The organism is Draconibacterium mangrovi (genome assembly GCF_010586825.1).
GTDB classification, from domain to species: Bacteria; Bacteroidota; Bacteroidia; order Bacteroidales; family Prolixibacteraceae; genus Draconibacterium; species Draconibacterium mangrovi.
This window is the reverse complement of the sequence record NZ_JAAAGB010000008.1, coordinates 1-15,331: the sequence shown is the minus strand read 5'-3', so window position 1 is coordinate 15,331 and position 15,331 is coordinate 1. Positions and strand designations below refer to the sequence as shown.

At 43.2% G+C, this 15,331-nt stretch carries 10 protein-coding genes; all 10 read left to right on the top strand.

The features are described 5' to 3' along the window. Window positions 1-22 precede the first annotated feature (22 nt). The 10 genes from G4420_RS17760 to glmS all read left to right on the top strand — a co-directional run bounded on the left by G4420_RS17760 (window position 23) and on the right by glmS (window position 14,837). A complete protein-coding gene (locus tag G4420_RS17760) occupies window positions 23-1,576 on the top strand; it encodes an FAD-dependent oxidoreductase (protein WP_163325290.1) in 1,554 nt (517 codons plus the stop codon). 178 nt (window positions 1,577-1,754) lie between these two features. Next, window positions 1,755-2,861 (top strand): outer membrane protein assembly factor BamB family protein, encoded by a 1,107-nt coding sequence (locus G4420_RS17755; protein WP_163325289.1) that lies wholly within the window; start codon window positions 1,755-1,757, stop codon window positions 2,859-2,861. 38 nt (window positions 2,862-2,899) lie between these two features. Then, the gene (locus tag G4420_RS17750; protein ID WP_163325288.1) at window positions 2,900-4,186 is read left to right on the top strand and encodes a glycosyltransferase family 4 protein; all 1,287 of its coding nucleotides are present in this window, start codon (window positions 2,900-2,902) and stop codon (window positions 4,184-4,186) included. Between the two features lie 39 nt (window positions 4,187-4,225). Further along, window positions 4,226-4,903, top strand: a complete 678-nt coding sequence (locus G4420_RS17745) for an ABC transporter ATP-binding protein (protein ID WP_163325287.1) — start codon at window positions 4,226-4,228, stop codon at window positions 4,901-4,903. A 38-nt stretch (window positions 4,904-4,941) separates the two neighbouring features. Continuing rightward, complete coding sequence (locus tag G4420_RS17740) at window positions 4,942-8,184, top strand: ABC transporter permease (RefSeq protein ID WP_163325286.1); 3,243 nt, start codon at window positions 4,942-4,944, stop codon at window positions 8,182-8,184. 29 nt (window positions 8,185-8,213) lie between these two features. Then, a complete protein-coding gene (locus tag G4420_RS17735; RefSeq protein ID WP_163325285.1) occupies window positions 8,214-9,047 on the top strand; it encodes a ThuA domain-containing protein in 834 nt (277 codons plus the stop codon). Window positions 9,048-9,122: 75 nt separating this feature from the next. Further along, window positions 9,123-9,599: a nucleoside deaminase gene (locus tag G4420_RS17730; RefSeq protein WP_163325284.1), complete on the top strand. Its 477-nt coding sequence runs from the start codon at window positions 9,123-9,125 to the stop codon at window positions 9,597-9,599. Between the two features lie 65 nt (window positions 9,600-9,664). Further along, on the top strand, window positions 9,665-10,654 hold the full coding sequence (locus G4420_RS17725; RefSeq protein WP_163325283.1) for a PAS domain S-box protein: 990 nt from the start codon (window positions 9,665-9,667) through the stop codon (window positions 10,652-10,654). A gap of 185 nt (window positions 10,655-10,839) precedes the next feature. Beyond that, entirely contained in the window at window positions 10,840-12,867 is a 2,028-nt protein-coding gene (locus G4420_RS17720) for a DUF4954 family protein (RefSeq protein WP_163325282.1), read from the top strand. A gap of 131 nt (window positions 12,868-12,998) precedes the next feature. Continuing rightward, entirely contained in the window at window positions 12,999-14,837 is a 1,839-nt protein-coding gene (gene glmS, locus G4420_RS17715; protein ID WP_163325281.1) for a glutamine--fructose-6-phosphate transaminase (isomerizing), read from the top strand. Window positions 14,838-15,331: the final 494 nt, after the last annotated feature.

Here is a 15,331-nt window from a genome sequence, read left to right as displayed (position 1 = left end):
AGTATCCAGTATCGAGAAACAAATGATTAAACTAAAAATAAATAACAAAGTAGTTGAGGTTGAACAAGGGACTTCGGTGATGAAAGCCGCGCAGCAAATGGGATTTGAGATTCCTAATATGTGCTGGCACGACGAGTTGGAGCACTTTACTTCTTGCATGCTTTGTATGGTGAAGGACCACAAAAACGGCAGACTTTACCCGTCCTGTTCGGTAAGGGCAACAGAAGGAATGGAGGTGATTACAGATGATCAGGAGATAGCCGAGTCGCGAAAAACTGCCTTGGAATTGCTTTTAAGTGAACATGTTGGCGATTGTGAAGGTCCTTGTCAGGTGGCTTGTCCGGCACACATGGATATTCCGCGAATGAATCGATTGATTGCTGCCGGAAAATTTGATGAGGCGCTTGCTGTGGTGAAAAAGGACATTGCTCTGCCCGCAGTTTTAGGACGTATTTGTCCTGCTCCCTGCGAAGGTGCCTGCCATCGGAAAACAGTTGACGAACCGATTTCGATTTGTTTATTGAAACGAATTGTGGGAGACAACGGAATTGTACCAACAGCTCCGGAAGTTGAAAAAACAGGGAAAAAAGTAGCTGTAATTGGTGCCGGTCCGGCCGGACTGGCGGCTGCCTATTACATGCAACTAAAAGGAATCGACGTAACACTTTTTGATAAAAATGAAAAAGCCGGCGGTCTGCTTCGTACCGAATTGAGTGAAGAAGTTTTACCAATGGATGTATTGGATAAAGAAATTGATGCGGTAATAAAAACCGGTGTTGAATTTCGTGGAGGTCAGTCGATTGGAGCCGCTGAGTTTGAACAGCTGAAAAAGGATTTCGATGCTATTGTTCTGGCATCGGGTGTAATTTCTGATGATTCAGAAAAGTATGGTTTAAAAGCCAATCCAAAAGGAATTAACGCCGATAAAACAACCTATCAAACTTCTGATCAAAAGGTTTTCGCCATCGGCAATGTTTTACGTTCATCTAGGTTGGCAGTTCGCTCGGTTGGTCAGGGAAAAGAAGTGGCTTTTTCGGTTATGCAATTCCTGTTCGGGCAGGAGATAAAAGGTGAGCCACGTTTATTTAATTCGCGTTTTGGAAAAATGGTTGCCGATGAGTTTGCAGAATACCTGAAAGAATCGGTGGAAGGTAAACGGAAGATTCCGGAACAGGGAAAGAATGCCGGTTTTACAAGGGAAGAAGCGATTGCTGAAGCAAAGCGGTGTTTGCATTGCGATTGTCGCGCTATAGATAATTGTAAACTGCGTGAATATTCCGATCAGTATCAGGTGGATCAGAAACGCTTTAAAACCAGCGAGCGTCGAAAAATTACAAAAGAGATCAATCATGATGTGGTGATTTACGAACCACAAAAATGTATTAAATGCGGAATTTGTGTGCGCCTCACCGGGAAATACAAGGAGAAGTTTGGTTTTACTTTTATTGGCAGAGGTTTTGATGTGGAGATTGGCGTTCCGTTTAACGAAGACCTGAAACTGGGCTTGACCGAAACAGCACGAAAAGTTGCTGACGGTTGTCCAACCGGAGCGATTTCGTTGAAGAATGATGAATAAAGAATGTCGATTAACGATTTGAGATTGAGTCGGCAGTTGACAAATTGCAATAGGCAAAACGCTATTGGTCCTTATGTGTCTATGTGGTTCAAAAAAGAACGAAGAGTGTTGAGTAGCGATTTTAGTAGTAAATCTACAATCGAAATTCGTTAATCAATATTCGCAAATCAAAGAAATGATGAAGTATTGGATAGTTACTTTTTTTATAATACTGAGTTTTGGCGCTGTTGCTCAGCCTTCCGATTCGTGGCCCATTTTTCGCGGAGAGCAGCATCTTACTGGAGTTTCGAAAACGATGCTGCCAGATGCTCCGGATCTTTTATGGGTTTTCGAAACCGGTGATAATATCAAATCAGCACCGGTAGTAGCGAACAATAAAGTGGTGATCGGTTCTACCGATGGTTTTGTTTATTGTATTGATACTTCGGGTGAATTGTTGTGGAAATTCAATACCGAAAATTCGATTGAAGCGCCTGCTCTTATTCTTGACAATACAGTATACGTTGGGAATTTGGATGGGATGCTATTCGCGCTAAATCTCGATAACGGCGAAAAACTCTGGGATTACGAATGTGAAAACCAGATCGTAGGCTCGGCAAACTGGTGGACAGAAGGAGGAACAACCTATATTTTTGTAGGCAGTTACGATTATTACCTTCACTGTGTTGATGCCAAAACCGGTGAGCTGAAATGGAAATACGAGTCGGATAACTTCATCAACGGAGCAGCGGCCTGTGCCAATGGAAAGGCGATATTTGGTGGCTGCGACGGCTATCTTCACGTGGTTGACGTAACAACAGGTAAGCTGGTGAAAAAAATTGATGTGGCAACTTATGTGGCCGGATCGGTTTCCATTGAAAACGATAAAGCTTATGTGGGCGATTACGATGGCCGCTTTTTTCAGGTGGATATAAAAAATGATAAAACAACCTGGGTGTGGTCCGACGAAAAAACCAACCTACAGTTTATTGCATCGCCGGCTTTGTTAGGCGATAAAGTATTAACGGCCAATCACAACAAGTTTTTATACTGTTTCAATAAAAATACAGGAGAGAAACTTTGGGAATACAACACCGGTCGACAGGTGGAAGCCTCTCCGCTAATTGTTAAAAATAAGGTAGTTGTGGCGAATATGCGTGGCGATTTGGCCATTGTGAACCTTTCGGATGGAAAGCCTGTTTGGACTTATGAAATAGGAAGTCAGATCATTAGTAATCCTGCGGTTGCCAACGGAAAGCTCTTTGTTGGAGCTTACGATGGCAACATTTATTGTTTTGGCGAATAATTGCCTTTTCAGTCTTCCGGCTTCTAAATATTTAGCGCATGAATATAATTCAAATCATACCCGGATCAGGTGGCAGCTTTTATTGCGGTAATTGTCTGCGCGACAGCAAATATGTGGATGCCTTACGAAAACTGGATCATCAGGTGATAAAAATCCCCATGTATTTGCCACTTTTTTCCGATGAACACGACATCTCCGATATCCCGATTTTTTATGGGGCAATAAGTACTTATCTTAAGCAGGTTTATCCTATTTTCAGAAAAGCACCGGCTTGGTTCGATAAGCTGCTGAATTCAAAACCCATGATGAAAATGGCTGCTTCTATGGCAGGTTCAACCCGTGCAAAAGGTTTGGAAGATATGACCATTTCGATGTTGCTGGGCGAACAGGGTGAGCAAAAGGAAGAGCTGGAAAAAATGGTTGATTGGATTGCTGAGCACTGCAAGCCCGATGTTATCCATATTTCGAATGCTTTGTTGCTTGGTTTAGCCAAACGGCTGAAAGAAAAGGTTGGTGTTCCGGTGGTCTGTTCGCTTCAGGATGAGGATGTTTGGGTTGATGCCATGCAACCGCAGTTTCAGCAGCCAATTTGGGATTTAATGCACGAACGTGCCGAAGATGTGGATGCGCTTGTAGCCGTGAGTATTTATTTTGCCGGTGAGATGAAAAAACGCATGCGCTTGGAAGATAAAAAGGTGCACAAATTTTACCTGGGAGTTGATGTGGAGGATTATCCATACATTCCTGTTATGGAGAAACCGAAAAATGTTGGTTATATTTCGAGAATGTGCCACAAAGACGGTTTCGATATTGTGGTGGATGCTTTTATCGAATTGAAAAAGAAAGCCGGCTTTGAGGAGGTGAAACTGATTGCTACAGGAGGTTTGACCGGCGATGATAAAAAGTTTTTTAAAGAACAAAAACAGAAGCTTAAAGAGGCTGGTTTATTGCATCAGTTTGAGGTGGTGGAAGAGTTTGAAGGAGCTGCCCGTCACGAATTTTTTAAGAAGGTTTCTATGATTTCTGTACCGGTTCGTATAGGCGAGGCATTTGGTATGTATTTGTTGGAAGCAATGGCATCGGGAGTTCCGGTAGTGCAGCCTGGATTAGGCGCGTTTCCGGAGATTGTTGATGTTTCTGGCGGCGGTATGATTTATGCGCCAAATACACCTGAAAAATTAAGTGAAAGCTGGGCAGAACTATTAAATGATCCTGAAAAACTGGAAAAACTGAGCCTGGCCGGATACGAAGGAACTGGAAAGAATTTTAATATACATAACCATGCAGCCGAAATCGTTGAGTTGTATGAAACCCTGAAAAAATAAACTTAGCGTCTTTGCGCCTTAGCGGTAAAACGAAACATAATGCTATTACAACTAAAAAACATATCAAAAGGTTACGGAGAAGCCGGTACACACAGCTTTCGTCCGGTATTAAAAGAGCTCGATCTTGAATTGGAGAAAGGACAAAAAGTGGCTATAATAGGACCAAGTGGTTCAGGTAAAACAACTTTGCTGAATTTGGTGGGAGCTTTGGATACACCCGATTCCGGTGAAGTCATGTTTAACGGTACCAACATTACCGGGTATAACTCAACCCAACTGGCTGCCTTTCGCAACAAGAATCTCGGCTTTGTATTTCAATTGCACCATTTAATGCCACAGCTGAGTTTGTGGGAAAATGTGTTGCTTCCGCTTTTACCACAAGGAAAAGTTACGAAGGAACAAAAGGACTGGGCAGAATACCTCATTAAAAAGGTTGGTATTTCAGATCAGCGTAATCAGAAACCATCAGAAATGTCGGGAGGTGAGTGCCAACGCACTGCTGTGGTTCGTGCGCTAATCAATAAACCTGAGTTGATTCTTGCCGATGAGCCAACCGGGGCACTCGATGAGGCCAATGCCAATGCTCTTTCTGAGCTACTTATACAACTCAGCGAAGAGGAAGGCGTAACGCTGGTTACAGTAACTCACTCAGCAGAGTTAGCCCAAAAAATGGATACAAAATTCACACTAAGAAACGGAAAACTGGAAAAAGAATAGTTTCCCCTTTAGGGGAAATGTCCAAAGGACAAAGGGGTATGACCAAATTTCAATACATAATAAAATCTTTTCTTCACTATTTTAAAGCCAACTTGTTGGTGGCAATTGGTGTGGCTATCAGTACGATGGTGTTAACCGGCTCGCTGGTGATTGGCGATTCGGTAAGGCACAGTCTAACCCAGGCAACCTTTTATCGTTTGGGCGAAACAACGCATTTGGGCGCGGTAAAAGAACGCTATTTTCGTCAGGAAATGGCTGCGGAGATGGAAACTGCAAATCCTGATCTGAAAGCTACTTCCGTACTTTTATTGGAGGGAATGGCTGTGGCTGATGGAGGCCAGGAACGCGCGAATAAAGTTCAGGTGGTTGGCGTTAATACCGATTTTGAGGAGATCGCAAATACGCAGTTTTTTGCAGAACTACAAAATAATGAAATTGCCATAAGCGAAAACCTGGCAGAACGCCTGCAAAAAGGAGCCGGCGATAATATCCTGGTTCGTATAAAGAAAGCCAGTTTAATTCCGATGAACGCTCCGTTTGTATCGGCTGAAGAAACAAGTGTGGCCTTACGCGCAACCATAAAAAAAGTGGTTAGTAAAGAGGAGTTGGGGCGCTTTAGTTTGAAAAACTCACAGACGGCACCGTACAATATTTTCATATCGATTGAACGTCTCAATCGTTTAATGGAATTTGAAGGAAAGGCGAACCAGATTCTGGTTTCTACAGAGCTGAAAACAGAAGTGGTTTCTGAAGTAGTGAATAGCTGTTTAACACCCGCCGATGCAGGATTAACGTTGAAGAAATTAGATAATGGACGAAAGGTGGAAATTTCTACCGAGCGGGTTTTTATGGAACCAAAAATTTCTGATCTGCTTGGAAGTTTGCCAGGCGCAGATATGATCCTGACCTACTTTGTAAACGCGATCGACCACAATCAATCTTCGGTTCCCTATTCATTTGTGTCGTCGGTGACCGAGCCAAAGTTGGGGCCAAACGAAATAATTCTGAACCGTTGGGCCGCAGATGATTTTAATGCGAATATAGGAGATACCATTCGTTTGCAATATTTTGAGATTGGCCCTTTGCGCCAGTTGGTGAATAGGGAAGCAGCCTTTGTTTTAAAGGAGATTGTTCCAATGGATTCGCCATTCGCAGATCCAACACGTGTACCGCATTTGCCGGGATTATCCGATGCCGGTCATTGCCGCGAATGGGAAGCCGGTGTACCAATAAATTTGGATGCCATCCGCGATAAAGACGAAAAATACTGGGACGACTACAAAGGCACACCAAAGGCTTTTATTTCAACAGAAAGTGCTTTGCGGTTGTGGTCCAATCGGTTTGGTGACTACACGGCTGTGCGCTTTCCCGCCGAAACATTTAGTGAGGATGATTATAAAAAGGAATTTGCCGAAGCTATTTCGCCTGCAGATTTGGGAATGATTGTTGAGCCAATCCGAGAACAGGGGGTACACGCTGCTCAAAACGGTACCGATTTTAGCGGACTGTTCATTGGTTTAAGTTTCTTTATTTTGGTCGCTTCCATCATTTTGACGGCTTTACTTTTCCGTCTGAATCTTGAAAGCCGTTCAACACAAATCGGGCTACTTGTAGCTTTGGGATTTCAGCAAAAACACATCCGAAGTTTTTATCTGTCTGAAAGTTTTGTGGTTTCTCTGTTCGGAGGAGTTGTTGGGCTGGTGATTTCTTATTTTTATACTACGCTGGTTTTCCGCATATTAAATACGTTATGGTTCGACATTGTTCGTACCAATGTGCTCGAAATTCAATTGTTGCCATCAACATTGGTAATCGGATTAGTTATCAGTTTGGTAGTTTCTTTGGCTGCCATTGCCATTTCATTACGTCGCTTTCAAAAACAAAAAGCTGTTGAATTGCAAAAGCAGATAGCGGTTAAAGAAAGCCACCTGAAAACACGCCTGCTGAATGGTGTGTTGTGGGGAGCATTAGCACTTTCTGTTGCAGTTTTTGTTATGCAATTGTTTGCCAAACAAGCCGCTGCTTCCCTATTTTTTCTGTCGGGCGGATTAATGTTGCTTGGATTGTTATTGCTTTTCAGAAAGTTATTGCAAAATCGGGAAGCTAAAAAATCCCGCGAATTTCAGTTCAGTCAGTTGTCTGCTATAAATCTTACCAGAAATATCAGTCGGTCGGTCACCATTGTTACGCTTTTTGCGTTGGGAACATTTATCGTTATTTCAACCGGTTCATACAAAATGGATTTGATAGCCGGCGCGAACAAAAAAACAAGTGGCACCGGTGGCTTTATCTATTTTGCTGAAACTACCATGCCGGTTCTTTTCGATATTAACAACGAGGAAAAGAGGGCCGAAGAAGGAATATACCAGGATTTTAATGTGGTGCAGTTCCGCAAAGTGGATGGCGACGATGCAAGTTGCCTGAACCTGAATCGTATTGCGCAGCCCGCAATTCTGGGTGTTGATGCTGAAAATTTGGCCGGGCGTTTTGATTTCGCAGCAAAAATGAAAGGTCTGGATACTGACCCGTGGCAAAGTCTGGAAACTGATTTTGATGACGGAACCATTCCTGCCATCGCCGATCAAACGGTTATTCAGTGGGGACTCGGCATGAAAGTGGGTGATGTTTTATTGTATCAGAATGAACTGGGCGACACTCTTGAGTTGAAACTGATCGCCGGAACAAAACCATCCGTTTTTCAGGGTTATGTAATAATCTCGAATAAACATTTTCTGAAAAACTACCCAAGCAGTTCAGGCTCGAATATATTTTTGGTGCATGGTGATGCCGAAAATGAAGTAGCGATCGGCGACGAGTTGCAATCGGTATTCCGTGATTATGGATGGGAAATGGAAAGTGCAGCCAAAAGATTGGTTGAGTTTTATTCTGTAACAAACACTTATTTATCGATATTTCTTGCGCTTGGTGCTTTGGGATTAATTCTCGGAACCATTGGGTTGGCTGTTATTTTAGCCCGAACCATTTTAGAGCGTCGGCGGGAAATCGCTTTAATGCAGGCCATTGGATTTACAAAAAACTCCGTATTTAAATTGTTGAGAAGCGAATATTTGTTACTGCTGGTATCAGGTGTTTTGTTTGGTTTTGTTACAGCTGTTGTTGCAACTTTGCCGGCATTTTTGTCGACCAATACCGATGTGTCATTTTCTACAGTAGCAATCGTTGTGGCATTAATTCTTGTAAACGGTGTAGTATGGATTGTTGGTTTAAGCTGGTTTGCGTTGAAACGAAAGGTGTTGGTGTCGGGATTACAGGTTGAATAATATTCACATTTCTTCAATTGAAATTCAAAATGATAAGAATAATCTTACTGAATCTACTAATTTTCTGTTTTACATTTCAACTATTAGCGCAGTCTCCGGCTAAAAGCAGAGTGGTCGCTTTTTATACCGGGAAGAATGATGCTGCACATATAAGTTTTGTGCATGAAGCTGATCAATGGTTGGCAGAGTTGGCGAAAGATTCATGTTTCGAATACGAATCTACAAACGATTGGAATCAGCTGAATAAAGATAATCTTTCAAGCGTAGATGTTGTTATATTTCTTGATACAAGACCGGATTCACTACCGGGGAGGCGGGCCTTTCAAAACTATATGGAAAATGGGGGAGCCTGGTTAGGATTTCATTTTTGTGCTTTTGCTTTGAATGGTTCTTCTTATCCTCAAAACTGGGACTGGTATCATGAAACCTTTTTAGGATCGGGGCAATACAAGGGGAATACCTGGCGCCCAACGACAGCAATTCTTAATGTGGAGAATAATTCTCATCCTGTAACAAGTGATCTGCCGAAAACCTTTGGTGCTTCGCCCAACGAATGGTATAGTTGGGAAAATGATCTCAGAGAAAATCCCGACATTGATATTCTTGTTTCAATCGACTCATCCAGTTTTCCTCTTGGAACAGGTCCGAAAAAGCATGAAATATGGAACGACGGATATTATCCTGTTTTGTGGACCAACCGGCGTTTCAAAATGCTTTATGTGAATATGGGGCACAACGATATTGATTATGAAAGCGGGACGAATAAGGAGCTGTCATCCACATTTAAAAACGATGTACAAAACAAGATGGTAATTGATGCCTTGTTTTGGTTGATGTCACGTGATTCAGCTTCAGTGAATTGATTTGATAGTTGGATCTGCTTTCATTTTAACAATAACTGTTTTAATTTTACGAGTTCGGTATAACATTCAGAAACAATGGGAGAACAGAAAGAAAAATTTATGCAGGCGGCGATTGCGCTTGCAAAAAAGGGAATGGATGGTAATCATGGCGGCCCGTTTGGGGCTGTGGTAGTGAAAGACAATAAAATTATTGCAGAAGGATACAATCAGGTAACATCGTCAAACGATCCCACCGCGCATGCCGAAGTTGTTGCCATACGGGAAGCGTGTAAGGTTTTAAATACTTTTCAATTGGAAGGATGTACGATTTATACTTCGTGCGAACCCTGCCCGATGTGTTTAGGCGCCATTTACTGGGCCCGCCCCGATAAAGTTGTTTTTGGAGCGACAAAACAGGATGCGGCAAGTGCACAATTTGATGATCAGTTTATTTACGATGAACTGGAGACGGAGCTGAGTCGGCGCCACATTCAGTTTGAGAATATGATGCGCGATGAAGCCCGCGAGGTTTTTGACGCATGGAATAAAAAGGAGGATAAAAAGAAATATTAACTGTGCACTTTATTAGAAGAACTTTGTAAAAATCCACTCAACAATATTTTTCTTATTTTTATTGCATGACCGGCGAAAAGAATCAGGATCAGAACAAACGAACAGAAGAACTGGAGCAAGAGCTTTCAAAGCTAAAACTTGAGCTGGAGAATGTTAAATTTCAGGAAGAGCAGGAACGGGAAAAACGATTGTTTTACCAGCTGATTGCCGAGTTTGCTTTTGCCTGGGAGTTGTGGTTCGAGCCTAATGGTAAGATAAAATACTGTTCGCCCTCGTGTTCCGATCTTACAGGATATACCGCAAATCAAATTCTTGCTTCGCCCGGAATTGCAGCCTTGTTGGTTTATGACGCCGACAAAGAGAAATACAGTAACTTTTTAAGTGGTGCTTTAAATCAGACACTGGTCAACCAAACCCTCGAATTTCGTGTGCTTACACGTACCAAACAACTTCGTTGGTTTATGATGAATGTTCGTGGTGTATACGATAAAATTGGCAAGTATCTTGGAATTAGGGCATCCGTAATAGATATTAGCCGCCTGAAACAAGCGATGGGGCACATTTCTGAATTGGAGCGCACAAAAGAATTTGATAGCCGGAATAAACAGCGACTGCAAACCGAGTTGGAAATGAAAGACCGCGAACTGGTTTCATTTTTATTGCAGCTGTCGCAGAAAAATGAGTTGTTGAATAAAGCGGTTCACATCCTTCAGTCGGATGAGGCATCTAAATCGAAAAAAGCTGTTAAGCTTGTTCAGCAGTTAAAAGATTTATTGGAGGCCAATGCCGTTCAACCGGTTGATTGGTCGATGGTAGAAAACCAGGTGGATAAAATTCATCCGGGCTTTCTCGATCGCCTGCAAAAGCGACATCCTGTGGTTTCGGTCAATGATAAAAAATTGTGTTCCTACATTCGTTTGGGTTTGTCGAGCAAAGAAATTGCCGGTCTGCTGAATATTACCCCAAAAAGCGTGGAAATCTCTCGCGTACGATTGCGGAAAAAACTGGGCATAAACGAAAAAATCCGTTTGGTGAACTATTTGGGACAATTGTAATATTAGGTATTATTTTGTCTGGTCATATTCTGATGTAGTGTTTCGGTAGTATATAAAGCTCATTAAAACCGTGGTTCTGTGTTTTAGTGTTAGGTTGGTGTTTGTTTGTGTTGTGTAGTTGTTAGGTTGTTGTGTGCATTGGTATATTGTTTTTACAATAACTTTGGTTTTCAAAATAGTCCGTAATGACACAAAACACAGCAGATAATTACCGAAAGCTATATGATGAGGAAATAGGGCAGCTCGTTCATCAGGGGTGTTCTTCTTCCGATTGGAGTTTAATAAAAGTATCACACGATTTTATTCCTGACTGTATCGAGAATTGCAAGTTCTCCGGAAGTATCCGACTCGACAGTTTTACCGGAACAGTAAAGCTGATCGGAGGCATTACCTTTAAAACCGGTATTTACAATGCCTGGTTGCACAACTGCGAGGTGGGAAAAAATGCACTGATCCACAACGTAAGAAGTTACATTGCAAACTACCGGATTGAAGAGAACGTCATTATTCATAACATCACAACACTGGCTGTTGATGGCGAAACGTCGTTTGGTAACGGAGTGGTTGTTGAAGCGATAAACGAAGGAGGAGGTCGCGAAATTCCGATTTACGATTATCTCTCAACGCATGTTGCCTACATGATGACCCTTTACAGGCACCGGCCTGAGGTGGTGAGGTCGCTAAAAAATATGGTTGCCGACTACAACAAATATGTTAGTAGCGAAATGGGGGTGATCGGAGCCGATTCAAAAATTCTGAATTGTAACACCATTTTAAATGTTAAAACCGGACCGGCTACCATAATCGATGGGGCTAAAAAATTACACAACGGAAGTATTAACAGCAACTACGAAGCACCTGTAACGATTGGCGAAGGAGTGATCATGGATAACTTTATTGTTAGTTCAGGGTCAAAAATCACCGATGCCACGCTGGTTTCAAAATGTTTTATTGGTCAGGGCTGTGTGCTCGATAAACATTATTCGGCCGAAAACTCCTTGTTTTTTGCCAATTTCCAGGGATTTCACGGAGAGGCCTGTTCCATATTTGCCGGGCCATATACCGTTACGCATCATAAATCTACTTTGCTGATTGCCGGAATGTTCTCATTCCTGAATGCCGGGAGTGGATCGAATCAAAGTAACCACCTTTACAAATTGGGGCCTATTCACCAGGGAATTATGGAGCGTGGAGCTAAAACCACCAGCGATTCCTATGTGCTATGGCCTTCGCGTATTGGAGCATTCTCGCTTGTAATGGGGCGCCACTACAAACATTGTGATACGACTGATTTTCCGTTCTCGTACCTGATCGAGAGTAAAGACGAAAGTATTCTTGTTCCTGCCATCAACCTAAAAAGTATCGGAACCATTCGCGATACACAAAAGTGGCCAAAGCGTGATAAACGTACGGATTCAAATCTGCTCGACCTGATTAATTTTAACCTGCTGAGTCCGTACACTATTGATAAAATGGTAAAAGGCCGGCAGAAATTAATGGATCTTCGAAAATCCTCGGGAGATAACATTGAGGCATATACTTACGATCGTATGAAGATCGAGAAACGTGCGCTCGAGCGTGGAATCCAGTTGTATGAAATGGCAATCTGGAAGTTTCTGGGTAACTCGTTAATTACCCGTCTCAACGGAAATGAGTATGAAACCGCAGCCGATATTCAAAAAACTCTTCAACCCGATATGAAATTTGGCAGAGGATATTGGGTTGATCTGGCAGGAATGATTTGTCCTTTTGAGGCGCTTGATCAATTGCTACAATCAATAGAAAATGGCACGGTGCAGTCACTTGAAGAAGTGAATTCGGCATTGGCAACTATGCATAAGAATTACTACAATTTCGAATGGACCTGGGCAGTAGACGTGCTCGAAAGTTTTTATGGGAAAAGTATTTCCGAGTTTGAAGCATCGGATGTGATAAGCATTGTAAAGAAATGGAAAGAAAGTGTGCTAGGAATCGATCGGTTTTTGTACGAAGATGCCCGGAAAGAATTTTCGATGAGTAAAATGACCGGTTTTGGTGTTGACGGTCAGGACGGAGCTCGCGAACTTGATTTTGCTGAAGTGCGCGGCGAATTTGAAGATAACGACACCGTAAAGGAAATAAAAGAGCACATGGAGAAAAAGGAACGGCTTGGTAGTCGGGTGATCGAGCAAATGATGCAGGTACGGGTCAATAAGCAAACAGTTGAAAATTAGTAAGAAGAACTCTCCCTCATTCCCTCTCTATATGTAGAGAGGGACGATTGTGTCGAAGGCACAATCAGGGTGAGTCAGTAAGTAATAATGTATTATGTCCCTGAAATATAAATGGCTAGTAGAAAGAAATTATGTGTGGAATAGTAGGATATATAGGAGATAAAAAGGCTTTTCCGATACTGATCGGAGGCCTGAAAAGATTGGAATACCGTGGATATGATTCGGCGGGAGTGGCCTTGTTAAACGGTTCGCTCGAAAACTATAAAAAGAAAGGCAAGGTATCAGATCTCGAAGCCTTCGTGGCCGGAAAAGCCGACGACGGAACCATTGGCATAGGGCATACACGTTGGGCAACACATGGCGAACCCAGCGACAAAAACGCGCATCCGCATGTTTCTATGAATGGTCATTTTTCAATTGTTCATAACGGTATTATTGAAAATTATGCGCAGCTGAAACGTGATTTGGAAACGCACGGCTACACCTTTGAAAGTGACACCGATACAGAGGTGTTGGCCAATCTGATTGAGTATTTTTATTTACAGGATAATGAAATGACTTCTGAAGCGGCGGTGCAGTTGGCTTTGTCGAAAGTGGTTGGAGCATACGGAATTGCCGTGCTTTGCAAAAAGGAAACTGAGAAAATTGTGGTGGCCCGAAAAGGCAGCCCGCTGGTGGTTGGCTTGGGTAGCGGCGAATATTTTATTGCTAGCGATGCTTCGCCCATTGCAGAGTATACCAATCAGGTGATCTACCTGAACGACGAAGATATTGCCATTCTGCAAAAAGATGGCTTTACACTAAGCAACGTTCAGAACACCCCGGTTTCGCTGAAGATCAGCAATATCGATATGGAAATCGGGGCGATGGACAAAGGCGATTACGATTATTTTATGCTCAAGGAAATTCACGAGCAGCCAAAAACAATTGAAGAAACTTTTCGCGGACGTTTGCAAAACGATTATTCCGAGATTGTGCTTGGTGGCTTACTAAATGTTTTCCCAAAAATCGAGGCGGCAAAGCGGATTGTTATCATTGGTTGCGGAACATCGTGGCATGCCGGGCTTATTGCCGAATACCTGTTTGAAGAATATGCCCAGGTTTCGGTTGAGGTGGAATATGCCTCCGAGTTTCGTTACCGGAAGCCGGTGTTGTCGTCGGATGACGTGGTCATTCTCATCAGTCAGAGTGGCGAAACTGCCGATACGCTGGCGGCTTTGGAACTGGCCAAATCAAAAGGGGCAACCGTGATTGGAATTTGCAATGTGGTGGGCTCAACCCTGTCGCGCGAAACCGAAGCCGGTGTGTATACCCATGCCGGTGTCGAAATTGGTGTGGCTTCAACAAAGGCATTTACCGCGCAGGTAACAGTGCTTACCATGATCGCCCTGAAACTGGCTAAACGCAAGGGAACCATCAGCAACGACGACTATAAAATGCTGGTAAAAGAGCTGGCCGAAATTCCTGAAAAAGGACGTGCCATTCTCGAAGACGGTGAAAAAATAAAGGTCATTGCCGAAAAATACCACGAGGCCGTAAATGCGCTTTACCTCGGTCGCGGCTACCTGTTTCCGGTGGCGCTCGAAGGGGCTTTAAAGCTAAAAGAGATCTCGTACATTCACGCCGAAGGTTATGCCGCCGGCGAAATGAAACACGGCCCAATTGCGCTGGTCGATAGTAATTTGCCGGTTGTGGTGGTGGCGCCTCAGGACGATTATTACGAAAAAGTGGTTAGCAATATTCAGGAGGTAAAAGCCCGCAAAGGAAACGTAATTGCCATTGTAACCGAGGGCGACAAGGGCTTAAAAGAAATGGTAAACGATATCATCGAAATACCAAAATCGCACCCCGCGGTGGCGCCCTTGCTGGCGGTAATTCCGCTGCAGCTAATGGCCTATCACATCGCTTTGCTAAAAGGTTGCAACGTCGATCAGCCGCGCAACCTGGCCAAATCGGTAACGGTAGAGTAGGGCGTAATAATAATGCCGGACAGCCGGGCTTTCCGCTTTACCTCTTTTGGCAAAGCGTGGTTTTTGTAAACGGTACGGGGGCTCCTTTCATCCGCCTCCATCCGTTAACAAAAACTTCACGCTTGCCTGCAACAGGGTGTCGCTTCAATCCCTGCCGGAGCGTTTCAAAGCAACCAATAAAAAGATTCGGGGGGATTTCATCTTTTTTTCACCCGAGGTTAATCCTATTTCATCCCTTCGGGATATTGGCGCTGAAAGCGGCGAATGTGAATAACCCGGTGTGTAGCGCCGGGCTGAAATGACCGGATGGCAATCGTCCGGCGAAGGTAGCTGTTCAAGGATCGCCCGAACTTCCGGACGAAAAACAACTGTTCTTCTTTGATCGTATTTCACACAAAAAAGCACCCAACCCGAAGGATGGATGCTTTTGTTAACCTTTAAAACAAAATTTATAATAATTATTACTATTTATTCATCTTCGGGTGTTGGAGGTT